23 protein-coding genes, 1 pseudogene, 1 riboswitch and 1 other annotated feature are annotated in these 23,758 nt (G+C 34.8%); of the genes and pseudogenes, 3 read left to right on the top strand and 21 right to left on the bottom strand.

What is annotated here, in order from left to right:
• Positions 1-18: 18 nt before the first annotated feature.
• Both AMD00_RS01645 and AMD00_RS22655 read right to left on the bottom strand, forming a co-directional pair.
• Positions 19-840 carry an ABC transporter permease gene (locus AMD00_RS01645; RefSeq protein ID WP_053415361.1) on the bottom strand — a complete coding sequence of 274 codons (822 nt, stop codon included), beginning with the start codon at positions 838-840 and terminating at the stop codon, positions 19-21.
• Positions 841-1,023: 183 nt separating this feature from the next.
• Complete coding sequence (locus AMD00_RS22655) at positions 1,024-1,182, bottom strand: YpzG family protein (protein ID WP_083446066.1); 159 nt, start codon at positions 1,180-1,182, stop codon at positions 1,024-1,026.
• A 322-nt stretch (positions 1,183-1,504) separates the two neighbouring features.
• On the opposite strand from AMD00_RS22655, the gene AMD00_RS01640 reads away from it, so the two are divergent.
• Positions 1,505-2,767, top strand: a complete 1,263-nt coding sequence (locus AMD00_RS01640; protein WP_053415360.1) for a glycosyl hydrolase family 18 protein — start codon at positions 1,505-1,507, stop codon at positions 2,765-2,767.
• A gap of 57 nt (positions 2,768-2,824) precedes the next feature.
• Here AMD00_RS01640 and AMD00_RS01635 read toward each other — a convergent pair whose 3' ends face one another.
• From AMD00_RS01635 to AMD00_RS01605, 7 genes and pseudogenes are all read right to left on the bottom strand, one after another.
• Positions 2,825-3,640 carry an MBL fold metallo-hydrolase gene (locus AMD00_RS01635; protein WP_053415359.1) on the bottom strand — a complete coding sequence of 272 codons (816 nt, stop codon included), beginning with the start codon at positions 3,638-3,640 and terminating at the stop codon, positions 2,825-2,827.
• Positions 3,641-3,781: 141 nt separating this feature from the next.
• Complete coding sequence (locus tag AMD00_RS01630; RefSeq protein WP_211258596.1) at positions 3,782-4,393, bottom strand: hypothetical protein; 612 nt, start codon at positions 4,391-4,393, stop codon at positions 3,782-3,784.
• Between the two features lie 271 nt (positions 4,394-4,664).
• On the bottom strand, positions 4,665-5,306 hold the full coding sequence (locus AMD00_RS01625; protein WP_053415357.1) for a hypothetical protein: 642 nt from the start codon (positions 5,304-5,306) through the stop codon (positions 4,665-4,667).
• A 228-nt stretch (positions 5,307-5,534) separates the two neighbouring features.
• Entirely contained in the window at positions 5,535-5,948 is a 414-nt protein-coding gene (locus AMD00_RS01620; RefSeq protein WP_053415356.1) for a GyrI-like domain-containing protein, read from the bottom strand.
• A 13-nt stretch (positions 5,949-5,961) separates the two neighbouring features.
• The gene (locus AMD00_RS01615) at positions 5,962-6,405 is read right to left on the bottom strand and encodes a DUF1801 domain-containing protein (RefSeq protein WP_245639415.1); all 444 of its coding nucleotides are present in this window, start codon (positions 6,403-6,405) and stop codon (positions 5,962-5,964) included.
• Between the two features lie 181 nt (positions 6,406-6,586).
• Positions 6,587-7,027 carry a hypothetical protein gene (locus tag AMD00_RS01610; RefSeq protein ID WP_053415355.1) on the bottom strand — a complete coding sequence of 147 codons (441 nt, stop codon included), beginning with the start codon at positions 7,025-7,027 and terminating at the stop codon, positions 6,587-6,589.
• Between the two features lie 385 nt (positions 7,028-7,412).
• Positions 7,413-8,277, bottom strand: a pseudogene (locus AMD00_RS01605) (alpha/beta fold hydrolase).
• Between AMD00_RS01605 and AMD00_RS01600 the strand changes: the two are divergent.
• Complete coding sequence (locus AMD00_RS01600; protein ID WP_083446065.1) at positions 8,241-8,849, top strand: MerR family transcriptional regulator; 609 nt, start codon at positions 8,241-8,243, stop codon at positions 8,847-8,849. The pseudogene AMD00_RS01605 and the gene AMD00_RS01600 overlap by 37 nt on opposite strands.
• Before the next feature lie 111 nt (positions 8,850-8,960).
• On the opposite strand, the gene AMD00_RS01595 is transcribed toward AMD00_RS01600, so the two are convergent.
• Both AMD00_RS01595 and trpE read right to left on the bottom strand, forming a co-directional pair.
• Positions 8,961-9,551, bottom strand: coding sequence for an anthranilate synthase component II (locus AMD00_RS01595; RefSeq protein ID WP_053415354.1), 591 nt, complete (start codon positions 9,549-9,551; stop codon positions 8,961-8,963).
• Positions 9,548-10,936 carry an anthranilate synthase component I gene (trpE, locus tag AMD00_RS01590; RefSeq protein ID WP_053415353.1) on the bottom strand — a complete coding sequence of 463 codons (1,389 nt, stop codon included), beginning with the start codon at positions 10,934-10,936 and terminating at the stop codon, positions 9,548-9,550. The genes AMD00_RS01595 and trpE overlap by 4 nt, the downstream gene beginning before the upstream one ends.
• 67 nt (positions 10,937-11,003) lie before the next feature.
• Positions 11,004-11,215 (bottom strand) — a binding site (T-box leader).
• Between the two features lie 210 nt (positions 11,216-11,425).
• Between trpE and AMD00_RS01585 the strand changes: the two genes are divergently transcribed.
• A complete protein-coding gene (locus AMD00_RS01585) occupies positions 11,426-12,382 on the top strand; it encodes an alpha/beta hydrolase (protein ID WP_053415352.1) in 957 nt (318 codons plus the stop codon).
• A gap of 139 nt (positions 12,383-12,521) precedes the next feature.
• On the opposite strand, the gene AMD00_RS01580 is transcribed toward AMD00_RS01585, so the two are convergent.
• From AMD00_RS01580 to AMD00_RS01540, 10 genes are all read right to left on the bottom strand, one after another.
• A complete protein-coding gene (locus tag AMD00_RS01580; protein WP_053415351.1) occupies positions 12,522-12,935 on the bottom strand; it encodes a pyridoxamine 5'-phosphate oxidase family protein in 414 nt (137 codons plus the stop codon).
• Positions 12,936-13,006: 71 nt separating this feature from the next.
• Positions 13,007-13,753: a hypothetical protein gene (locus AMD00_RS01575; protein ID WP_053415350.1), complete on the bottom strand. Its 747-nt coding sequence runs from the start codon at positions 13,751-13,753 to the stop codon at positions 13,007-13,009.
• Positions 13,754-13,920: 167 nt separating this feature from the next.
• The gene (locus AMD00_RS01570; RefSeq protein ID WP_053415349.1) at positions 13,921-16,149 is read right to left on the bottom strand and encodes a S8 family serine peptidase; all 2,229 of its coding nucleotides are present in this window, start codon (positions 16,147-16,149) and stop codon (positions 13,921-13,923) included.
• A 468-nt stretch (positions 16,150-16,617) separates the two neighbouring features.
• Positions 16,618-16,758: a hypothetical protein gene (locus AMD00_RS23390; protein WP_169786293.1), complete on the bottom strand. Its 141-nt coding sequence runs from the start codon at positions 16,756-16,758 to the stop codon at positions 16,618-16,620.
• Between the two features lie 196 nt (positions 16,759-16,954).
• On the bottom strand, positions 16,955-17,683 hold the full coding sequence (locus AMD00_RS01565; protein ID WP_053415348.1) for an ECF transporter S component: 729 nt from the start codon (positions 17,681-17,683) through the stop codon (positions 16,955-16,957).
• Positions 17,632-19,338, bottom strand: coding sequence for an ABC transporter ATP-binding protein (locus tag AMD00_RS01560; RefSeq protein WP_053415347.1), 1,707 nt, complete (start codon positions 19,336-19,338; stop codon positions 17,632-17,634). The genes AMD00_RS01565 and AMD00_RS01560 overlap by 52 nt, the downstream gene beginning before the upstream one ends.
• Positions 19,311-20,192, bottom strand: a complete 882-nt coding sequence (locus AMD00_RS01555; protein ID WP_053415346.1) for an energy-coupling factor transporter transmembrane component T — start codon at positions 20,190-20,192, stop codon at positions 19,311-19,313. Before AMD00_RS01555 ends, AMD00_RS01560 begins: the two co-directional genes overlap by 28 nt.
• A 24-nt stretch (positions 20,193-20,216) precedes the next feature.
• Complete coding sequence (locus AMD00_RS01550; protein ID WP_053415345.1) at positions 20,217-21,125, bottom strand: DUF4430 domain-containing protein; 909 nt, start codon at positions 21,123-21,125, stop codon at positions 20,217-20,219.
• A gap of 74 nt (positions 21,126-21,199) precedes the next feature.
• Positions 21,200-23,020 carry an Ig-like domain-containing protein gene (locus tag AMD00_RS01545; protein ID WP_053415344.1) on the bottom strand — a complete coding sequence of 607 codons (1,821 nt, stop codon included), beginning with the start codon at positions 23,018-23,020 and terminating at the stop codon, positions 21,200-21,202.
• 189 nt (positions 23,021-23,209) lie between these two features.
• A riboswitch (cobalamin riboswitch) is annotated at positions 23,210-23,402 on the bottom strand.
• Between the two features lie 159 nt (positions 23,403-23,561).
• Complete coding sequence (locus AMD00_RS01540; RefSeq protein ID WP_053415343.1) at positions 23,562-23,720, bottom strand: hypothetical protein; 159 nt, start codon at positions 23,718-23,720, stop codon at positions 23,562-23,564.
• Positions 23,721-23,758 lie beyond the last annotated feature (38 nt).

The following is a 23,758-nucleotide window of genomic DNA, read 5'->3' as shown; positions in this document are numbered from 1 at the left end:
GTGTTGTTTTCCACTGCTTCACCTCCAAGATAAAATCTTATTTTGTAGTGCCCTTAGCAAAAGTGAAAATAAGTAGCCGAAAAATGAAATGAGTATAAGCCCAACGAACATCTCTTTTAACATAAATGCTTTATATGAGGTCCAAATTAAATAGCCTATACCTGATGTAGCTCCCATCATTTCAGCTGCCACAATCGTTAAGAGCGCAATTGCCTGCCCCATTTGAATACCTTCCATCATGACCGGCAATGCCCCAGGAAATGCGATTTTTACGAAAAAGTCCTTAGAGCTGGCACCATAATTTTTGGCGACATCTAAATAGATGGAGTCAATATTAATGACCCCTGCTGTTGTATTGATGACGACTGGGAAAAAGACGCTACCAGCAATCGTCACAACCTTAGAAAAGTCTCCGATTCCAAATAGGATGATGATAATGGGTAACAAGGCAAGAGTAGGAATTGGCATTAGCGCCATTACAATAGGTGATATGAAGTGCCTAATTGGTGAATACAGACCCATCAATAATCCGATGACAACGCCTGGAATAACCCCAAGTAAGAAACCCGCTATTATCCGGTAAAGGGAAATGCCAATATGATTAAATAGCTCACCACTCATTGCCATGGAATAGAACGTACTGACGATTTCAGATGGCGGTGGGAAAAAACGTGCATCAAGCAAATTAGTCTGGGATAGGAACTCCCATAACAGCAAGAGAAAAATAGGTGAAGCGATTGTAAGCATCTGCTTCATGCGTTCTTTCAATTGTCTTTTCTTCCATTCCTGTTGTTCAACTTCGACAGGATTGTGGTTTTTAGTCATTTTATCGTCTCTCATTCTTCACCACCTCTTCATACAAATGATATGTACATTGCCCCTGAAGTGTGTCACTAGCCTATTAGAAAAGGAATAACGCCCAGTGGCTAGAACATTAATGAAATCGCTGAAAAAGCATCTAAAATCACAAAAAAACCCGGAAATTAATTTCCGGGTTCGATTGCACTTATACCTACATGATTGTTATAACTGTGACTGTCGTGATTTCGCTGAAGTTCTCAAGAGTTTGTTATGCAGAGTTACCTCTGTTTGCCCATTCACTTGAGATTTTTGACGCTTATCCCTTGTCCAGTTGTGGTGGATTTGTTGAGATTTTGGATCTAAGTGTTCCGGCCTACTCATCGTGTTCCGCCTCCTAGTCATGGTGGATCTATAAGTGAATCGTAAATAGTATAGCTCGCATCCGAATTAATATACATTCCGATAATTAGTATTCGTTTCCATAGCACTTAGGAAAGTAAGTTACAACTTCTTTAAAAATTGAATCCGCTTTTCATTTTCAATTACCGAAAATAAAATTTTCTCGGTTTTTATTATATATCCAATCAAATCTGTCCCACTGCAGTACTGCCTGTTGTAATATCATTTACGTTTGATTGCATAACACAATATCATTGAAACGCATATGATAAAGGGTTAAATACAGATAAACAGAGGTGAATCATTGTTTATATATGTAGTGAAAGCGGGAGATTCTTTATTTTCCGTGGCATCAAAATATCAAGTAAATATGGATAGTATACGCATTACAAATGGATTAAAAATACCAAATATTGTACCTGGGCAAGATTTGCTGATTCCAACAAATGTCTATATTGTTCAACCTGGTGATTCCTTATTTACAATTGGTCAAATGGCTTTAGTGCCTGTTGAAACGATAAAGCTTTATAATGGTTTGCACTCAAATAATTTGTCTATCGGTATGCGTTTATATTTACCACCTAGAACCAAATATCGGGCAGCCAATTTTAGCTATTTAACTCCTACTACACCAGCAAGAGATATAGAATTGATTAATCAATTTGCAGATAGTAATTCTTATTATGGTATTTTTGAATATCATATTTCAAGTGACGGTACACTGAGTCCATTGTATCTTCACAGCATTAATACATTAAGTCGGCAAAAACAAGTAGCGCCAATTGCTGTTATATCCAACTTAACGGAAACAGGATTTAGTTCCGCAGTAGCAAGAAGTATTATTAGTAATCCGACTATACGAGATCAAGCATTGAATAATATTTATAACATAGTAAAAAACAATAATTTTGCAGGAGTAAATATTGATTTTGAATTATTGAAGGATTATGATGCAGCTGATTATGTGACTTTTATCCGCATGGTGAGAAATCGTTTAAGTCCTGAAGGATATACTACATCTGTTGCATTACCTGCTAAGACAGATGATACCACTCCGTGGACAAAAGGTTATGATTATAAAGGGATTGGTGCTGCTGCTGACTTCGTCTTTTTGATGGCCTATGATTTTCATCATGGAGGTGGTGAACCAGGACCTGTGGCACCAATAAAAGAGGTAAGACAAACAATTCAATACGCCAAAAATCATATGAATGCTAATAAAATTATTTTAGGTGTTCCAAATTATGGATACGATTGGGCGATGGCTAGGGATGGTTCTGTTATTAGTGCTCGTGCGATTGCTGTAGGAGATGCGGTGAATACTGCAATGACCAATCAAGTGCCGATTCAATACTCTAATCAATATCACCAGGCACACTTTGAATATTGGGACGCATTAGGCAATCGACATATTATTTGGTTTGAAGATTCAAGGTCTCGTGCACAAAAGCTACAATTAGTAGTAGACTACAAAATTAAAGGAATAGGCATATGGCAATTAGGGTTAGCATTCCCTCAATCGATTTATTTAGTAGATCATTTTTTAAGTAAAAGAACTGTTATTTGAAAATAGCATAAATAAAAATAAGAAGCACATTTATCTGTGCTTCTTATTTTCGTAGTTTTACCTGCTTCCTTCCACAAAACCACGGACAATATGAATGGCTGACCATTCACCTTCAGATGTTTCAACGATAGGATACACCCTAGGGAATAGTTGAGCAGTTATTTCCTCAATAGACATGCCATTCTTATGCATATTAATAATTTGCGACTGTAACGCTTCTAAATGTTCAATCTTGTTTTTTATTTGCTGATGGCCATCTTCAATAAAACCTGCGTGGCAACAATACATATCTTTAAAATCATAAGTTAATATTTTCTTTAATGATTGTAGAGTATCAACGATGTTCTCTTCTGCTAAAATTACTTTCGTTTTTTCCTGAATAAACAAATCTCCAGTAAATAATGCACCAGTTTCTTTGTTTAGGAAAGCTAAATGGTCTTGAGTATGACCAGGTGTAGCAATTACATCCCATGTTGCATTTCTTGATTGGAACGTCTCCCCAATTGCTTGGGCATGAAATGGCTCACTTTGCCCCCAAAAGTACTGACGATACTTTGGATAGATATATTTTTTACTACAGCGCTCAACGGAGTCTTTATGAATATAGAATGGGATATCTCTCTGTTCTTTTAACCAAGCTGCACATCCAATATGATCCTCATGGAAATGCGTAAGCATTACTTTCTCAAAATCAGCTTGTTCGAAAAAAGGACGAAATGAAGGAAACAAAGATTGTGCGCCTGTATCAATCAATACTCCGTCTACTGCAAAACTAAACACATTCATCTTCACTGGTCCAAGTCTTATTGTACTATTCGCCAGTTGTACATAATTATGATTTGAAACATCTATTGATTGTTCTAGTTTCACCATCGCATTCTCCCCTTTATGTACTATTCCTTATATTTTATCAGAAAATTAAAACTATAAATATAGTATTAGATTAATCCTTTCAAGAAAAACAAAAAAAGCAGGGTGGCTACCCTGCTTCATAAAAGCTTAACTGCACAAATATCATTTCTTTCCAGAGACTTTAAATGTTCTTAGCTCTTTTTCAAATGTTGCTTGATTTAATAGAAGCTGCATACCTTTTGATTCGTCTATCGCAAGTTGCATATGCTTTTTATAATTTTCTAGATTTTTCAGTTGCAGAGCAATTTCTGCTTCTACAGCATGGGCCATCCATGCTTGATCAAAACTATATGAGCGTGCTTTCTTATAATTTTTTTGTAAAACATCAGCAAGTGCTAAATGGTAGCTTCTAGAGGGTTCTCTTTTAATTTCCTTAGCAAACTTAATCGCATTTTCATATTGCCCTAGTCGATAATTACGTAGAAATTCAAAGCTATTACGGAGATCTGGTTGCTTATATTTCGCAATGACACGATCAATCTCTTTCATTTCATCCTCAAGCGTACCTTCTTTTACTGCAAGAACATGTGCGAAAAGTGGATTTCTACGTTGATTACGCATCGCTCTTTCAATTTTCTTCGCATCATTAGATAAGTACATAACTAGTACATTATTATAAATCACGGCAGCCACAGCAACTATAAAGACGACTACTATGACCCATGTAGGAGCATTAAACCATGCAAGTACGAATCCAATTACCGCTAAAAACAAATACAGTAAACCTAACCTTAAATAATACAAACTCTTCACCTCGAGCTTATTGTACATTAATTTTAAAAATAAAGCTTTTGATAGATACACAAAATTACATAAAAAAACGTAGAGCATTATACTCTACGTCTTACTTTTAAACGAGTGGCATCCAAGCTTAAATATTGTGTATGTCTTGTCCGAATTTTTCAAACGCATTGATGAACTCTTCTACCGTTCTACTAATTGACTATGTACTTCAAAATCTTCATAGTAACTAAAAGCATATATATTATTTATTTTCGTCACGTTTAAAGTTAAGTAGTTCTTTTTCAAACGTTGCTTGATTTAAGATAAGTTGCATACCTTTTGATTCTTCAATCACTAGCTTCATATGTTTTTTATAGTTTTCAATGTTTTTTAACTGAAGTGCTATTTCAGCTTCTATTGCGTGTTTCATCCATTTTTGGGCGAAAGTATATGAGCGTGCTTTTACATAGTCTTTTTGTAGAACATCTGCAATGGCTAAATAAAAGTTTTTTAAAGGCTCTTTCTCAATTTTCTTAGCAAATTGAATTGCCTTGTCGTAATCGTTAAGTCGATAATTTTTTGTGAATTCTAAACTATTACGAAGATCTGGTTGTTTATACTTTGCCATGACACGCTCGATTTCTCTTAATTCATCTTCTAATGTACCTTCTTTTACAGCTAATACATATGCGAAAAACGGATTTTTCTTTTGATATTTCATTGTTCTTACGATTTTCTTCGCATTTTTCGAGAATTTCACTGTATGTATATGGTCATAAATAACGGCAATTCCAGCGATAGCATTGATGGTCATTACAATCCATGTTGGAGCATTAAACAACCCAAGAATGAAATCAGCTAGTATAAAAAATAAAAAAAGAAGTATAAATTTTACATAAAACAAATAGTTCACCTCCACCTTCATTATATATTATTATCGTGGAATAGTGTTTTCTTTTTTACTGAAAGCTAGAGTGTTATCATCCGTAGGGCAATCAATCAATGCACTTCACATTGTTCTAATGACAAACAAAATGATAATAGCGGAATCAACTACTTCTCCATACGCGTAATCTTTGATCCAAATATCTTAACAAAAAAGACGTAGAGCATTATACTCTACGCCTGACTTTTAAACGATTGGCACCCAAGCTTCAATATCGTGTATATCTTGTCCGATATATTTTTCAAAACTCATAGATGGTCGATGTGTAACATCCTGATTGCTGAATAGTTTTCGGAATGTCTCTTGAATCTGGCCGATTCCACCATCAACTTTACCGACTAAGTAACGACCTTTTGGAATCTTCACAGTCACTGCTGTAATTTCATCTGGTAGTAGATGATCGTCAATACCAGCGACGTAATCTAAGCCGTCCTCATTCATTTGAATACAAACACCATATGATACATCCTGCGATACGTTATAGCCTTCAAGGACATTCGCAAGTTCCTCCCATTTCTCGGGAATATCTGACGTTTTACCTTGATGAATACTTAAACCTTTCACAACAAGCCCATCAATTTCTTCGATACGTGTCTGCATTCAAAACACCCCTCTATGCTTTTTTAAGTTGCTTTTCGTAACATTCAATCCAATCATCTACTGTCATTTTACTAACAAGCTCCGCAATTAATGCATACGGTACCTTTTTGGCATTCGAAAATCTTATGCAACTTTTGCCCATATTGAGCTTAGTAGTCATATGTTTCGGATATTCAGAAACAAACCAGTCTAGTAACTCTGGTTTCGCATAAATCCCCATATGATACAACGAAAGATGATTCTTTTGAGCAGCTACGCCTATGAACGGTAGCGGCTCTTCTGGACTGCAGTGATAGCCATTCGGATATATTGACTTCGGTACTACGAAGTTCGGCATTGTATACTGCATTACTGCTTCAAAGCCTGGTGGTAAGTTTTCTTGAACCGTTTCAAATAGTTTTCGAAACGCATCACGCCTGTTTTCATACACTTGTTCAATATAATCTGATATTTCCAACTCCAGCCCTCCTTTTCCAATTATTATACGCAATAATATTGAAAATACAAACTACTATTTACTTTTCAATGGATATTGGATTAATAGAAAAAATAATCTTAATTCAATTAAAATGCTAAAGGTTGAAAAACTACTGTTGTAAAGTTAATTTTAAATCGCTTTTCATGGTATTTAAGTCTGCTTAAAACAGATTTTCAATGTATTTATAAATAGATTGATCTTTCATTTCATACAGGTTAGCGTTATTTTCACTACCTTCATAATTAAAAACAGACAAGATCTGATTATCATCAATTCGTAATCCGAATTTTCTGTCCCCGGCTATCCATATCGTGATCCAGTAAGATTCATTTATTTTGCTTGCACTTTCTTTTATTTGTTTTATTTTCGCTTCAGAAATAGTATCTACAAACACTTTAATCTCATGTTCTTTAGAAAAGAGTATTTGCTTACTATCTGAACCTCTAATAAGCTCTATCTGGCTTATTGCTCCAATATCTGCTTCTTCCCAGAATTCATTTTTGAAAGTAGCTTTACCTATCCCACTAAAGAAGATATAACAAAAAACGAATCCAATAATTAAAATTAAAGATATAACAAAAACGCTCTTATTTCCTTTCATCAAATCCCCCCATCTCATCACTTTATTCCAACTTTTAGGTATTTATAAATTTTTTATGTCATTTGGTGAAATAAAAATTAAAGGTTTTAAATCAAAGAGCACAAAAAGAAGGATAGGTGGGCATATTGAAATATGCCTTCTCTATCCTTCTTATACTAAAAATGACCATGGTTTCTTCAGCAACACCATTGATCTTTTCAATTTTGAATTTCTGGTTTAATTTCTGACCATAAATGTAGGACTTTTTTTGTATCACCTACTCAATCATGGAAACAAGCTGAAACTAAGCGTTTAATACATTATGTCAATGTAAATTAGATCGTTTCAATAAGCCTTAAGTAAAAGAACAAGCCCAAGTAAAAGGTTTTTCAATTTAATGAGTTTTTCATGAATTTTGAATCAACCATGGCTTTATTAATGATAAAACAGTTTTTGGTTGCATAGCTTTGGTATGATCCATACTCTTTCCTTTTAAAATTTCTACATTCCATCCCAAGTTTTCTAACTCTTGTTTATTTTTTTGTAGTATACCGACAATATCGACTGTTACACTTCCAAAGTTCTCCCCATATACAATAGTGTCTTTTTCTCCAGCAAACGCTAACTTCGGAATAGTTAGATGACCTTGAATTTCTCGATCATCAAATTTCATCAGATTATTGTACATCGTAACAAACTGTTTAGTTTGATTTATGTCGATCTTTATCTGTATGTTATCCCAATCAACTTTTTTTGGGCTAATATGTTCTTGTTCGTTATTAAAAGGAGCATTTTGATTATTCATAGCTTGTTCATATGTTTTTTTTCACCACCATCATTTCTTTATATGGTCCATCTATTGGCGGAAAACCACCCATGATAAGGCTTTCTAATCTGTCTGTCCTTATTGCTAGTTGTAAACCAACTAGAGCTAACCAAGAGTAACCATAATAGCTAAATTTGTTAATATTCATTTCATCAGCAATTAATAACAAATCTTTTACTATGTTTTCAGGTATGAGATTCTCTGGGTTAGGGTGTTTCAAACGGTGTCCTTCATAGTCGAAATATAAAACTTGAAAGTTGTCTTGTAGTCCCTCGATAAAGTGTTTTCCTAATTCAGGGTCTACTCCCCATAATTTTAAGTTTTTTCCTTCCTCACCATAAACAGATTCTTTAGCTATTGGCAGCATAATCGTTTTAAAATTGGGATTACCAACTAAACCAACTTTTAATTCTGAATCATCAAAGTAATCATCGGATATATACATTGATACATTTACAAGCATTTACAACCATTAGAACATTATTAAAAGGCTATGAGGTACCTATTGTCTATGAAGCCATGAGAATGATAAAAAACGAAAATTATAAAAAAGCTCTTTGGTTAATAAATGAACAACAATTCCATATTGAGTTGGAGAAACGGAAAGTAGAAGAAATACTTACAATGATTCAAAATGCCGATTTTACGAAATATAAAAATAGAAAATTAAAGAAATGTATGAGTATTGGAGAGGCAGCTGAAATAGCAGGCGTTAATACTTCAGCTATTCGTTATTGGGAACAGGAAGGGTTAGTCCGTTCGGAAAGGAATAATGAAAATGGATATAGAATGATTACAATAGCAGAACTGCGTAAGATATTGGTTATTAGTAGTTTAAGAAAAACCGTCTATTATATAGAAAACATAAAGCAGCTTTTGAATGATTTAGACGCGCAGAGCTATGATAAAATCGAGAGTTCATTTTCGGTGGCTTTAGAAAATCTGAGCAATCAGTTGTTATACCAATATAAAGGGATTTCAGAGCTACTAAAATATATAGACCTATTAAAAAGATAACATTTAGCTTTATCCGATTTTTCGCAATCTAATACAATTCTGTTTGTAAAAAAAGATGAACCGAAATAATTAATATTTCGGTTCATCTTTTTTATAAACGGTTAAACTTTATTAAAACTGTACGATTTTTCTACCATAAGATTCTATAAATGCTTGAATCATGCTATCCCCTTCAGGTGTACCAATGGATTCGGGGTGAAATTGCAGGCCAAAGACTGGATATGTTTTGTGTTGAATAGCCATTATCTCGTTATCATCAGCAGCCGTGGCAGTTACTCTAAAGGCTTGTGTTAATGTTCTAGGCTCGATTACTAGTGAATGATACCTCATAACAGAGAGCGGGCCTTGAATGGCCGAGAATAAGTCTTCATGCTCATAATTAACCAAAGATAATTTACCATGCATGATATTTTGCGCTTGCACTATATTTGCACCAAAGGCTTCTGCAATCGATTGGTGACCTAGGCAAATACCGAGAATAGGAAACTCTTTATAAAGCTCTTGTACAATTTGTACTGAAATACCGGCTTCAGATGGCGTACCAGGTCCTGGGGAAATGATAATAGCCTCTGGTTGCATAAGACGGATATCATCTATAGGCAGAACATCATTTCGTACAACTTGAACTTCTTTCCCTAATGCGCTCACTTGTTGATAAAGATTGTATGTGAAAGAGTCATAATTATCGATTAGTAGGATCATTTTCGCACCTCCAAAAGCGCTTTTGCTTTATTTAGCGTCTCCTCGTATTCGCTTTCTGCAATAGAGTTATAGACAATGCCTGCGCCAGCCTGCACATGTGCTTGGCCGTTTCGAACAACCATTGTACGAATAGCTAAGGCCATATCCATGTCACCAGAAATTGAAATATAGCCGACTGCACCCGCATATACACCACGTTTCATCTTTTCTAACTCATTGATAATTTGCATTGCACGAATTTTAGGTGCGCCTGACACAGTACCAGCGGGTAAGCAGGTTGCTAATACATCTAACACATGAATATCGTCTTTCAACTCACCAGTCACTTCAGAAACGATGTGCATGACATATTTGTAGTATTCAATATCCATATACTTTGGTAGTTTCACTGAGCCGATTTTTGATAGTTTACCTATATCATTGCGTCCTAGATCGACTAACATACGATGTTCGGCAATCTCCTTTTCATCTTCAAGTAAACCTTTGGCAAGCGCAGCGTCTTCTTTAGCCGTTTTACCACGAGGACGCGTTCCGGCAATCGGATTCGTGGTAACAAGTCTGTTTTTAACCTTGACTAAACTTTCAGGTGAAGTACCCAAAATGATATAGTCTTCAAAATCCATATAAAACATATATGGTGAAGGGTTAGATGTACGTAATTTTCTATATAAAGAAAATGGATTGCCTGAAAATGGCGATGAAAAACGTTGTGAAAGTACAACTTGGAAGATATCACCTTGCTTAATATGTTCCTGAGCTGTTTTGACCATATCACAAAACGACTCTTCATCCATTGATGATTTAAATTCTAAAGTATCTTCTTCCTCATCAGGCTGTGAGACAGTCGTCATTTGTAGGCTTGTCACAATTTCTTGAATACTTGCCTTCATATCTTCAGGACTACGATCACTATTAAACAAATCAATCGCAACAATTGATACCGTTTGTTGTAAATGATCATAAATAATAAATGTATCGTAAAAAAGCATATGCATATTCGACATGTCTAGTTCATCTGGCAAAGAGTTACCGATTTTTTCAAAATAAAAGGCGGTCTCATAACCGATATAACCTATTGCACCACCAAAAAAGGCGAATGGATAGTCTTCCATATTTAATGGCAGCATTTCTTTTAAAACGTCAATTGGAGAACGTTGTATTTTTCTCTGCTGCCCTTTTTGAAATATTACCGTACCATTTTCCGTACTCTTTAACTCCGCGATTGGATTCAAAGCAATAAATGAATATCGACCACTTTCTTCGTGCTTAGCTGACGATTCAAAAAGCATTTTCTTTCGACCTCTCACTGCTTGATAAATGGATATCGGTGTCATCATATCCCCTTGAAGTGTTACCATCTCATACTCTCTCATCTTAACTGTCATTTGCTCAAACTCCTTTTCTCAGCTCATCTCAAGTAACACAAAAAGCCCCCCATAGAGACTATTCTCTATGGAGGGCGGAAATTCCGCGGTACCACCTCAATTGCAGCGAAAAACGCTACCACTATAAGCGATATAACGATTCGCTAATCGAACTGCCATACTCAACTTTCAAGCAGTCACTCAAAGGTCCATTCCATTAGTTGCTGCGTATCGGTTTCCACCAAACCCGACTCTCTATCCGCGCATTCCTTATGTACTAATCCTTATCTACGTATTCTGTTATACAATTGTGTGTAAAAATGTTACTTGCATTTATTATAAAGAGAAGTGTCTTAAAATTCAATCATTAATTTAGACTGATCTCTCATGGCTATAAAATAACTTATAGACATCTAATAGAATTCTATAGTGAGAACTAGTTCAAATTACAACATATGCTATACTTTGAACTATTAAAATATTAATAGTTTAGTTAAAAGGAAGTGTCTCATGAAAAAATTCAGTATTATTTCATCAGTAATTATCATCATATTAGTCATTGCTTATGGTTTAGTCGGAAATTACTTTTACAATTTCGCATTAAATGCTAATACGGAAAAAGAATTTTTAACCGGTAATCCGCATTTAGCTCAATCGGAAGCTGTTTCAGCTGAAGTAGCAAAAACAAGTGAATTAGCGGATGTTGCCTTTTCAAAAAAACATCCACCTATTACAACAAGTATTGTTTCTTCAGATAAATTATCATTAAAAGGCCATTTATATGATAACAATAATTCAGATCATAAATGGGTTATCGTCGATCATGGGTATACCTCAAATAACACTCTAATGGTTCGGTGGATCCGCAATTTTTATGAAAAAGGATACAATGTGTTAGCACCAGATCTTCGTGGACATGGAGAAAGCGAAGGAGATTACATCGGAATGGGTTGGGATGATCGAAAAGACATGCTTTTATGGATCAAGACAATTACTGATAAAGATCCGAAAGCTGAAATCGCCTTATTCGGAATTTCCATGGGTGGAGCCACTGTTATGATGACCTCTGGCGAAAAATTACCTTCAAATGTCAAAGTAATTGTTGAAGATTGTGGTTATTCATCTGTTATGGATGTATTTACATATCAGCTTGATGACTTGTTTAATTTACCAAAGTTCCCCGTTATGAACGCGGCTAACACCATCACGAAAATTCGTGCAGGGTACGATTTAAACGAGGCCTCTGCCGTCAAACAAGTGGCGAAGAGTAAAACGCCTATGCTATTTATCCATGGTGACAAAGATACATTTGTCCCTTATGAAATGCTAGATGACGTTTATAATGCGGCAAATGTTGATAAAGAAAAATTAATTATTCCAGGTGCAGGTCATGGAGAAGCTGAAAAAGTAGATCCAGAGAAGTATTGGAAAACGGTGTGGGGATTTGTGAACAAATATATTGATTAATATTGAGAAACTTTGATCTGGGAGTAGGTGCTCCCAGATCTTTTTTTACATTAAAAAGCCAAAATCTTAACAATTATAGATTTTGGCTTCAATTCCTAACAATTTAGTTATAATCGCGCTTTTTGGCTAAATAATCTTTTTATTTCATTTCTAATTCTTGCGAAGGCTCACCTTTTTTATTTAGAAGTGTAATTCGTTCAGGATCAATTTTCAAAATGACCATTTCTTCAGGTTTATCAAATATTAATCCTGATAGCTTACTTAGAATCTTTGTCTTCATACTTTCATCATCAAATTGAGTGACTTTTCCTTCATACTCTACATAGGTATCGCCAAAACCGTTACCTTCATAGCCAAGTAATATGTGTGTAAAAGGATTTTCGTGCAGAGTATCATATTTAGTTGTCTCTTTACTTGTCGCTGTGTAGAGAGTCAAATCATCATTAAAAAAGGTCATGTAGCATGAATACGGTTTGTTATTATGCACTGTAGCCATTGTCCCAACTTTACTATCTTTTAAAATAGACAGAATATTATCCTTTAAATTATTCATAAAGAAAACAACTCCTTATATATTATACGTTCTAGAGTATATTTCCCTATAAGGAGATATATAAACATTATCTAAGCCGATTTGTTATGAAAAAAAGCAAGCATATATCGTAAGTAATGACGAGTCGTTGTTATTCGCTCTTCTAATGATTTAGCAATGACATCATAAAATGCCGTTCCTGCGTCTGTTCCTTTTAATTTCCGTACAGTACGTCTTTCATCAGGCCAATAACCAATGAGCAAATCAGTTTCTTCCATTTCACGTGCGATTTGATATAAATATCCGTTTGAAGGAGTCCAACCAAACACGTCTTCTAGTTGTTGACCTACTTCTGCCATATAAAATGACGATCTTGTTTGACTTAGTTTAAGTGCCAAATAGCGTACGATATCCTTTACTGATATAAGTTTTGAGAAATAAGCACGAAATTCTTCTGGAAGCGGATGGTTAGGTGCTGCTGGTTTATCCCCGTTTTTTGTTAAAGCATAATAAAAACGATCCAATACGAGTACGATTTCATGGAATTGCTGGAAATAGAGTTTTTCGTATCTGCGCAATCGTTCAATACCTAGCTCAGTAGCATGATAGAATAGACGTTTTTGTTCTTGTCTCACTTTTAAAGCCCCATCTGCTTCTAGTTGTTTAGCAATACGTGCGACATATTCATAGCCAACAGGGCGTCCGGGGAAGTCATTTTGAAAGGTTTTATGTATTTCAACAGAATAACATTCCGTTTGTTTTGTTTTAAATAGCCAATATAGTGCCACAGTGTCTTTTATGCTAAATCCAACTGTTTGTTGAAACGTTTTTTCTTTCAAATACATCACCTTCCATTTTATATATTTAATTACATTTATTATAAACCTCGTTAGTCCATATATTCAACAAAAAATATACCCCCATATACACTCCCCTACCCTTTCAATATCAACCACATAACTAAGCGATTTAAGAGGATAAGAGACCTATATAGAGGTATAGTTTTCTATGATTGCACATTAATTAATGTACTTTTACTACGATTATGTGCTTGATCAATAGCGCAAAACGAAACAGTTGAATTTTTCTTTAACTTTTTAATTTTCATAGTGAATTTACCAGAAGATTTTACTTCGGTTTTAGCCAAAATCGTTTTTCCTTTAATCATTTCTATTATTGCAAACGGTTCAGCGGTACCCGTAATAATAGTTGAATTACTTGTTACCTTATTTACTTTTGGCTTCGTAGGTGCCGTTTTATCAATAACTGTCAGTCTTTTTACTGGGCTCGTATTGCCTTTTTCATCTGTAATATAGACAGATAATTGACTATCGGCTACCTGTTTTTTAATAGCAGCAGTATAGCTACCATTTGATTGTACGGAAGCTTGAGCTATTTTTTTATTGCCTTTATAAATTATAAAAGTCGTATTTGCTTCAGCAGTACCGCTTACCTTCGTACTTCGATCAGATACTTTTTTTACTGAAGGTGAATGTAAGACTTTCTTCGCAGGTGTTTGAATGGTAATTGCTACACCTTGTGAAATATTTTTAGCTTCGTCTTCTGTTTTCACTTCGATTTTATACGTATGACTTGGATTCAAATTGCGTATTGTATATGTAGATTCATTTGTCGTTGCTACTTTTTTATTATTTACGTATATTTTAGACTGTTTAAAGTCTTCGGTTGACGGCTCTCGCCAATTAATCGTCGCTTTATTAATTTGAATTGATGACGCTATTAATTTTGTCACCTCAGCAGGTGGGGTAACGTCCTTTAACGTATGCAATTGTAAGTCTAAGCCATTGGACGCTCTTCCATCTCGACTTACAGTTTTTAAAGTAATCTTATAGTCTTTTGAAGCTTGTAATTTTTTTATTGTATATTTGTTTGCAGTGGTGGATGTGACAAGTTTATCATCTAAGTAAATAGCTATCTTTTTAACGTTCGTATCATTTGGTAATGAAAAACTAACAGTCGCTGTATGATCAGTTACTTTTTCAATTTGAGGATCAACCAAATCTTCAATGACTAATTCTTCGGGTTGTGGGTATTGAGCCAACCCATGCCCATATAAATTGTCGATCCCTGTTATACCGAGGTCAATTGCCTGTTCATCTAATTTTGCACGTAATTCTTTCGCAGATAAAAATGGGTATTGCTGTTTTAATAGAGCGAGTAAGCCTGTAACATGCGGTGCTGCATATGAAGTACCGCTAGCATAAATCAATTTGCCATCTTTATTAATCGTAGGTACAGCTTCACCTGGAGCAGTAAGATTCATAGATGAGCCTGTATTAGAGAAAGTACTAATCTTTTGTTTAGCACTAATAGATGATACAGCAATCACTTGACTATATCTTGCAGGATAAGTGACATTTCTATCATTACCATCATTACCTGCCGAGGCAACTATTAAAATACCTGCGTTATAAGCTTTTTGAACTGCATTTCTTAGAGCTGGGACATCAACATATAAACCAGAAGAAATATTAATAATGTCCATTTTGTTTGCAATAGCCCAATCAATTGATTTGACAATTTCTGTTGTAGTACCGCTCGTTGTACCATCAGCGTATTTCAAAGAATATAATTGGACATTTGGTGCAACCCCAATAACATCAGTTGTTTTTTGGTCTTTTAAATATCCACCAACTCTCGCTCCGATGACTGTAGCTACAGATGTACCATGACCATTATTTCTAATACCTCCACGATCCACATTGTCTGATTCTTTAATAACTGTTTCTGGCAAATCCCTCACAAAGGATACTCTTCTTACAACATTCGGCAAATCATCAATGAGGTTAATTCCTGTATCAATCACCGCTACTTTAACTTTATTGCCAAAAATACCGCTATTCCATGCTACAGGCGTATTGATTAAACTTAAATTCCAAGTAGGTATTAGTAAGGGTTGAGCCGGTGTATCCAATTCAGCTAGAGTCATAGGTGCTTCTTTAGTATCAACAAATTCAATGTTCGGATCCTTTTTTAGGTCAGACAGTTGTTGCTCTGTTAAAGATGCTTCAACCATTTCCACATTGTCCAGAACTTCACTGACATCTTCAACGTCACCTAACACTCTCTGTTTACCCTCTTCGTTTTTATATGAGATCAATGCATTGATTGTATTTTCTTCAGCGTAAGCGAATTGCTGGTTATCGGCTAAGGTCCATAAAGTTGTTAAAGCAAGACAAGAAATACTTAAATTCTTCCAAAATGTCTTTTTCACTGTTATGAGACCCCCTTTCTTCATTTTTTTAGCATAAAGTCTAATATTATGTATATTTTATTCTACTTAAAAGACTTTCACAAATCTAATATATTTTTAGCTCTATGAAGATTACGTGTTTCATAAGTAAAAAATACAACTATTTAACATGAATAATTGATCAAGTTAAATAGTTGTAAGAATCACTTTTTCTTCTTTTGATGATTTTATAAAGTAACCAAGTAACAATGTTCAGAAAAAACAAAATAGTTAACTGTAACGTTGAATTCACGAAGATGTATAAAAACAAATCCCAGTATACTTCACCTGGGGGGAAATCTCCCCACTTTATTGAATCTACATTAATATAATTAATGAAATAGAAAATAAAAACTGAAAAGAAGTAACTAATATATACAAAAATCCAATGTTGATAAAATTTGATTCTGAATCTACTTGACCATAGTAGCAAATTGATAGTTATGCTAATTAAAGGTATGTAAAAAAGTTGAAAAATGTCACCTCATTATTGTCTATCAACATCAAAGCATATAAATATTGAGCTAAACAAATGATTAATAAGTTTGTTAAAGCTACTAAAAGAACCGATGAATGTTTACTTTTATCCAATGTGTGACCCTCCTTACTGGAATAAATGAAATTCTAACATAATTCCAACAATGTTTATATTACCCTTTAAAAAAATTAAAAAGAACTCAGAGTCCATAGGTTCGATTATTCGTTGAGTATGAAAGCAAGCTGCATCAAAAAAAGAACTGTTTTAAAAGTCTAGATTAACGACTTTCGAAACAGTTCTTTTTCTTTTCTAGTTATTCAACATCCCATATTTCACCTTTATTCGTTCTAATTTTTCACCAATCGGTTTGGCTAAAACGAGTAAAAAAACGACATTTGATATTACATAGACAATTGTAAACGGAATAGCTGTTGACATAGCAATTAAATACCTTTTCCAAGAAAACAACCCATCATAAGAAATGACCGTCCAAATGTCCATACAGAAGGAATACATTATTCCAGCAAAAACCCCATAAATAATGAGTGCTATTTTGCTTTTCATCCAACCTTTTTGTCCTAAGAGACCAGCGATAAAACCAAGGATTCCCCATGTGAACATTTGAAATGGCGTCCATGGACCTTGTCCGAAAAAGATGTTCGATGCTATGGCAGATGTAGCTCCTGTAAGAAATCCTGCTTCTGCTCCGAATGCAAACCCAGTAATAGCTGTTATCGCTGTCACTGGCTTGAAAGCAGGGATCCAAATGAATGCTGCACGACCTGCAACAGAAATAGCCGACATAACAGCTATCGTTAAAATTTCTCGTGCTTGTGGTTTTCTTCTTTCAAATGAAACAAAGAATGGCACACAGGCTAATAATACGATAATCATAGATATAAGATTGTATTTACGATCATTAAAGATAGTCACTCCAATAAGCATGATAATTGGAATAACTACAAATATAATGATACTGGAGAAAATTAGACGTTTACGGGAGTAGATGTCTGCTCGAGCTGTTGATTGTGCTTGCATAACGAAATCACGTCCTCACTTGTCACTGCAAAATCATATAAATGACGCGACATTCGATGCGCTGCAGTTGTATAAAAATTATTTCCACTGTAAAACAGTTTTGGTTCATCCTCAGAAACGATATTGCCATCAAAGAACATGGCACAACGGTCAGAATACTGCGCTGAGAACTCAATATCATGTGTAACCATTACAACGGCCACACGACGCTTTTTAAGCGCTCTTAGTACTTCGGCGAATATTTCCTTAGAATATGCATCAATGCCCTTTGTAGGCTCGTCTAGTAGGATTATTTTAGGGTTTAATAACAAAACCTTGGCTAAAGCAACTTTTTGTTGTTCTCCCCCGCTCAAATCATATGGATGACTATCTAATAAATGACCGATATTAAGTGTTTTGATAATTTCATTTAGCTGTACATTAGCTGCCTCTTTTGAGATGCCTAAAACGTCGATTATACTATCGAATTCAAGTTGTACTCTCTTTTCAACGAGTAGAGTTAATGGGTCCTGCGGTAATACAGCTAAATTATTACGATACAGTTCGCCATTTGAAAACTTTTTAATGGCTTTTCCATTAACAAAGACTTTTCCTCGATATGGTTTAAATAAACCTGACATTACACCTAGTGCGGTTGTTTTCCCTGTGCCGTTCCCTCCTAAAATACTAACAATCTCCCCAGCACGTACTTGCATTGAGAATCCTCTTAATACATCTTGAGCATTCTTTTCATAACGGAACCACGCCTCATTAACTTCCAAAACAATGTCATCAGTTGGATTGGCTGCACTCAATTTTCCATCTAAAGCACGTACTTCATTAGTAAAGTGCTTTGTAAGCCAATTTCGTCCATCTCGTATCGTTAATGGTACAACGTCATTGATTTGCAATGCATTATTAATCCGCACTGGTGTTGGTAAGCCTAGCATCATTGGATGATAGGCATCAAATGCTTTTAATTGTTGTGCAACATCCTGTGGTGAATCATTACAAATAATGCGACCTTTCTCCATGACCACAACACGATCTGCTATAGGAAAAACCTCTTCTAAGCGATGTTCTACAAGAATAATTGTTAATCCAAGTTCTTTATTTAACTTTTGCAAAGTACCGATGAATTCCGTAGCCGCAATTGGATCTAGCTGAGAGGTCGGTTCATCTAAAATCAATAACTTTGGTTGCATAGCCATAATCGCTGCAAGATTTAACAGTTGCTTTTGGCCACCGGATAACTCCATCGTACTTTTCCTAAACCACTGTTGAATACCGAAAAAATTTGCCATTTCAGCCACTCTACGTCGAATTGTCATCGTGTCTAATCCTAAGTTTTCAAGACCAAAAGACAACTCATGCCACACTTTATCAGTGACAATTTGATTTTCAGGGTTTTGCATAACAAAACCGATTTCAGAAGCTGCCACTCGATCAGGTAAATCGGCCAATGCAGTACCCCCATAAAGAATAACCCCTGATTTATCACCATGAGGAGCTATTTCTCTTTTTAAATGTTTTAATAATGTACTTTTACCACAGCCAGATGTGCCGCATAGAACAGCAAATTCACCTTCTTCAATTGTTAAATTGATATCATCTAATACTCGCTCTTGTTTATCTGGATATTGAAAATTTACATGTTGTATTTCAATGAGCGCCATTTAATTGCCTCCCGAATTTCTATCACAATAGGTATTACTAGTAAACTAGCATAAGAAATATAAAGTCCTATACTAATTGGAGTTACAGTTAATTCAGTAAACGTTGGATAAAAATAATACGTTGTCACACCAAAGTAACTGCCAAGAATGTTTATAAAAAGAAGAGTTAATATAATCCCAAGTAAAAACCCATCTCTTTTTTCAAAAACGAATAGTGAGAATGTGGAACGGTTTTTCAAACCATAACCACGTGCTTTCATCGAATCAGCGGTCTCGATCGCATTTTCAAGTGCCCAAGTTATAAGAATGGAGATAATTCGAATCCCGCTTTTTACTCTTTGCCAAGGATTGCCGGCTGAAATATCCATGCCAATTGTCTTTTGTGCATGTGAAATAACTGTAATTTGATGTTTAAAGCGCGGCACAAGACGTAATGTTAATGAAATGACCAACGCTAGTGCAGGGGATACCTTACCGAATAAATAAAGAAATTTATCAGATGTCATTACAACGTTATAACAACCAAACCAAAAAATGACTGAACAAATCATAATGGACATCGCAAATCCATAAACAATAGCCTCTAATGTTATAGGATTATAATCTATGTAAAATAGAATGATTTCCCCGTCATGACTAATAAGTGGATTAATAATTGCTGCGATAAAAAACATCGGTAAGAAAAACTTTAATCCACTTATAAATGATTTTCTATTCAGTAATAGATTTAATGTAATAGCTCCAATACATGTAATAAGTAAATAAACTGGATGCATATAGAACATGGAAAGTCCGATGACAGATGCAAAATATGCGAAAAGGACAATGGGGTGATACGTTTCAAATGCTTTCATGATGCTTATTACTCCTTTTAATCATTATCTACCTATATCACGGCCTAAATCGACTGTGTATTGAAACTGAATATTGTCACCATTTTTAACGGTAATTGCACTCACACCATAATTAGGGGTTTGCCCGTTTATAGAATACATCCAACCACTTAATTCCCCTGCATCGAATTCATAAAGGTGATTAATCCCTTCGATATAGACAGAGCCATATTGATTTTCACCCGCTCCTTCATATTCCATATGAATACCATGTTCTTTTGTAGCTCGTTTAATAATAGACCAAACCGTTTCGTCTTCGTTTAAGATCTCATATTTCGTAGACTTTAAAATCACACCATTTTTCGGTACGTATTTTTCACTCTGTAACGCAGGTTTTAACATATCCCAATGAGTTAGCAAAGTTGCAGCACTAATTGAAATAGTCACAAATTCTTTTTTCTTTTCATCTTCTTTATTAGGCTTACTTGGCTTTTGAGCGACGTTATTATTTTCTGGTTTTTTATCTTTTTCTGGCTTTTGATCTTTTGTTGGTGCAGGACTTTTAGCTGGCTTTTCTTTATTTGAACTAGTCGAAGTATCTTTACTAGGTGTTTTCGAAGTTGATGTTGAATCAGTTTTAGGTGTGCTAGTTGGTTGCTCTTTTTTTGGCGTTACCTCTTCTTCATTTTTTGATTCCTTTTGCTTTGTTTCGGACTTTTCATCTTCTTCGTTTTTTGGCTTCTTAGCATCTTTTGTTAAATCTTTTTCTATTTCTTCCCTTGTTGATTCTTCTCCTTTATCTTCTTTAACAATTACCTTAGTCTCTCCGTCTCCCTTAACACTTTGTTCTTGCTCAGTTTGATTATTATATTCTTCAACAGATTGAATCTTACAGCCTGTAATAATGATCAATGAGAAAATCATCATTAGCCATAAAGGTATTAACTTTTTCATTTATCGCACCTCTTCTTATAGATGGGAATAGGGTGCTGGAGATAAACTCCAACACCCTTCCTATTTCTTTCAAATTATTTCGTTTTAACTGTTACTTTTGTAGCGTTACTTTTGTTACCGGCTTTGTCTTTGGCATAGACTGTTAATTTCGTATTAGCATTTTGATTATTAATTTTAACAGTAAATTGACCCTTACTATTTACAGTGCCTTTACCGATAGCCGCTTTACCTTTTAATACATATACTTTTGCGCCTTTTTCAGCAGTACCAGTTACTTTATTATTTGACTTTGTTACCTTTTTAACTGATGGTGCTTTAGGAGCCGTTTTATCAACTACTTTTAATGTGTATGCTTTACTCTTATTTTTAGCCGCATCTGTAACATAAATTTTCAATGTTGAATTAGCTTTTTGTTTTTTGATTGTTAAAGAATATGTGCCTTTCGTAGAAGCAGTTGTTGATGCTAGTAACTTAGAGCCGTTATAAATCGTAACTTTCGAACCTGCTTCTGCTTTGCCTTTAACACTAGTTGTTTGATCACTAACTATGTTAGCTGTTGCGGCTATTGGTGATGTAATGTCTTTAACTACTAATGAGGCATTGTTACTTCTTACACCTTCAGCATTTTCTGAGATTGCAATAATATTGCTTCCAGCTGCTTGTTTTTTAATTGTTACTGAGAAATTCCCTTTAGTATCAGCTTTAACTTTATTCAATAAATTATTGTTATTGTAAATATAAACAGTCGCATTTGCTGTAGCTTTTCCTTTAACAACAGTGGCGCTATCACCTATTGACTCCACTACCGGTGCAGCAATATCTACTGCGTAGAATTTAATAGATTCTGCAGCATCAGACATATCATAGATACGGTTTTTGTCGTTTTCAAAGCGGTCATATGCAGCAAGTGCACGTAAACCTTGATCTGTTGACATTAAGTTCGGAATTTTAAGTGATAAACCGCTCTTTAATCCACCCGTAGTACTATCTACAAAACTTACTAGGTTAGAAACTGCCCAGTTACCATCACCTTTGATAAAACGTGGATCCGTTTTTGGATTAGTTTGATTAGATGTTAAATTGATGATAAATTGAGATACTGTTTCAGGGCTGTCACCTTTTGCCCACTCTGAGTAGAAACCGGCTTGTTCACCTAGTTCTTTACCTAAATAATCATTTGCTTTTTCAACAGCTGCTTTTACTTTTTCATCCTTTGTATAAGGTGCTAAAGTAGTAGCCGTCATAGACGTTGAGTCTTTATCAGACCCATATGCTAGAGCCCACGCAAATGACCCATCTTTAAATTGATCTTTTACTAAATCATTTACCAATTTCGTTCTTGTAATCTCTGCATATTTCGATTCCGTTGATAAATCATAATTTTTCGTATCAATAGCGTTTAAGAAATGAAATTTATTCCCGTTTGTTAATTTTTTTGCTTCTTCAGTAGCCAAGTATGTATCATACATAGATTTAACTAAATCATAACCACCAACATTACGTGGGTCTTTATTGATTGCTGTTAATGCAATAATGACTTTTGAATATTTACCAACGTCTTCAGAGATTTTACCCTTTTTACTACTCACTTCTTTAACAAGGTTGTTATAGTAAGTTTCATAGTATTTAGATGGAACTGGTACGCTAGCACGAGCGAAATCTGTTACATAGTCTTCATCACCAAATGATGGGTTGGGCACTTGTTGTAGTAAAAATGCAGCTGTTGAATTTAGAACGTTTTTATAACTGATATCTTTCGCTGGTACTTGAACTGTCGCTGACGTATTTTCTGCAGCGTTTACTGTCGACAATTGTCCTGGTAATTGTGAAAATGCTAATAAACTTGCCATTCCGATAGGTGCTACCCATTTTCTTACCCATTTACTTGTGTACATGTTGAAATCCCCCATATCTTTTTGTGAATTATTTGTAGTTTTTACTTCAAAAGGATGAACATATATATAATAGGGCAAAAAAATATCCCTTTACGCAATGTAAAGAGAATTTGGACGGCGAAATGCCAAAAAAATGTACAGAAATATACAAAAATGGCCTTCGATGCTCCAAATCTCCCCCTCGAAGATTGAAACTACATTATAAAAGCAGGTCTCCTGGCTTGTGTATCTATTTACTCTTGTCCCTTCCCAGCGCATTTAACATGCACCAGTGGTTCGCAACAATTTCATCCACACTTACAGTAGCGGGGCTGCATCGGATTTACACCGATTTCCCTATTAGCTTATGATGAACATAAGCACTCTTATAAGAAATATTTAATTGTCTATTAATCTAAAGTATTTCATAAAAGTTTTAGATTGTAAATTAGATTTTTGTATTGTGATAAAATTCAGATTTTTTTCTCTTGATTTAACAGAAAAACAACAAAACCCTACCTAATTTAGCAACGGGTAGGGTTTTTATAAAATTGCTATGGCATCAGACTTCGTAATCACCACTTCCCTTCGTATGTTGATTGAATGCGTTTAACTGCTCTACTGTTAAGTTTCTCACGTAAAGATAAAAATTCATTGACTCCATACCATAATTTTCACAAGCTAGACAATATGTTTCATAACCTTCTCTATACATTTCCATATGAAACCCTCCTGTTATATAACAAATTAATTATTTTT

This window comes from Viridibacillus arvi, from assembly GCF_001274945.1.
GTDB lineage: Bacteria > Bacillota > Bacilli > Bacillales_A > Planococcaceae > Viridibacillus > Viridibacillus arvi.
Note: the sequence above shows the minus strand (reverse complement) of the source record. Positions and strands in the feature narration are given on the sequence as shown.

Coding starts and splice junctions, on each gene's coding strand:
- AMD00_RS01555 (WP_053415346.1), bottom strand. CDS start 20,192: ATGAAAGCATTTGAAACGTATCACCCCATTGTCCTTTTCGCATATTTT.
- AMD00_RS01645 (WP_053415361.1), bottom strand. CDS start 840: ATGAGAGACGATAAAATGACTAAAAACCACAATCCTGTCGAAGTTGAA.
- AMD00_RS01620 (WP_053415356.1), bottom strand. CDS start 5,948: ATGCAGACACGTATCGAAGAAATTGATGGGCTTGTTGTGAAAGGTTTA.
- AMD00_RS22655 (WP_083446066.1), bottom strand. CDS start 1,182: ATGAGTAGGCCGGAACACTTAGATCCAAAATCTCAACAAATCCACCAC.
- AMD00_RS01560 (WP_053415347.1), bottom strand. CDS start 19,338: ATGGCGCTCATTGAAATACAACATGTAAATTTTCAATATCCAGATAAA.
- AMD00_RS01585 (WP_053415352.1), top strand. CDS start 11,426: ATGAAAAAATTCAGTATTATTTCATCAGTAATTATCATCATATTAGTC.
- AMD00_RS01635 (WP_053415359.1), bottom strand. CDS start 3,640: ATGGTGAAACTAGAACAATCAATAGATGTTTCAAATCATAATTATGTA.
- AMD00_RS01565 (WP_053415348.1), bottom strand. CDS start 17,683: ATGCAAGCACAATCAACAGCTCGAGCAGACATCTACTCCCGTAAACGT.
- AMD00_RS01545 (WP_053415344.1), bottom strand. CDS start 23,020: ATGTACACAAGTAAATGGGTAAGAAAATGGGTAGCACCTATCGGAATG.
- AMD00_RS01550 (WP_053415345.1), bottom strand. CDS start 21,125: ATGAAAAAGTTAATACCTTTATGGCTAATGATGATTTTCTCATTGATC.
- AMD00_RS01580 (WP_053415351.1), bottom strand. CDS start 12,935: ATGAATAATTTAAAGGATAATATTCTGTCTATTTTAAAAGATAGTAAA.
- AMD00_RS01595 (WP_053415354.1), bottom strand. CDS start 9,551: ATGATCCTACTAATCGATAATTATGACTCTTTCACATACAATCTTTAT.
- AMD00_RS01540 (WP_053415343.1), bottom strand. CDS start 23,720: ATGGAAATGTATAGAGAAGGTTATGAAACATATTGTCTAGCTTGTGAA.
- AMD00_RS01610 (WP_053415355.1), bottom strand. CDS start 7,027: ATGAAAGGAAATAAGAGCGTTTTTGTTATATCTTTAATTTTAATTATT.
- trpE (WP_053415353.1), bottom strand. CDS start 10,936: ATGACAGTTAAGATGAGAGAGTATGAGATGGTAACACTTCAAGGGGAT.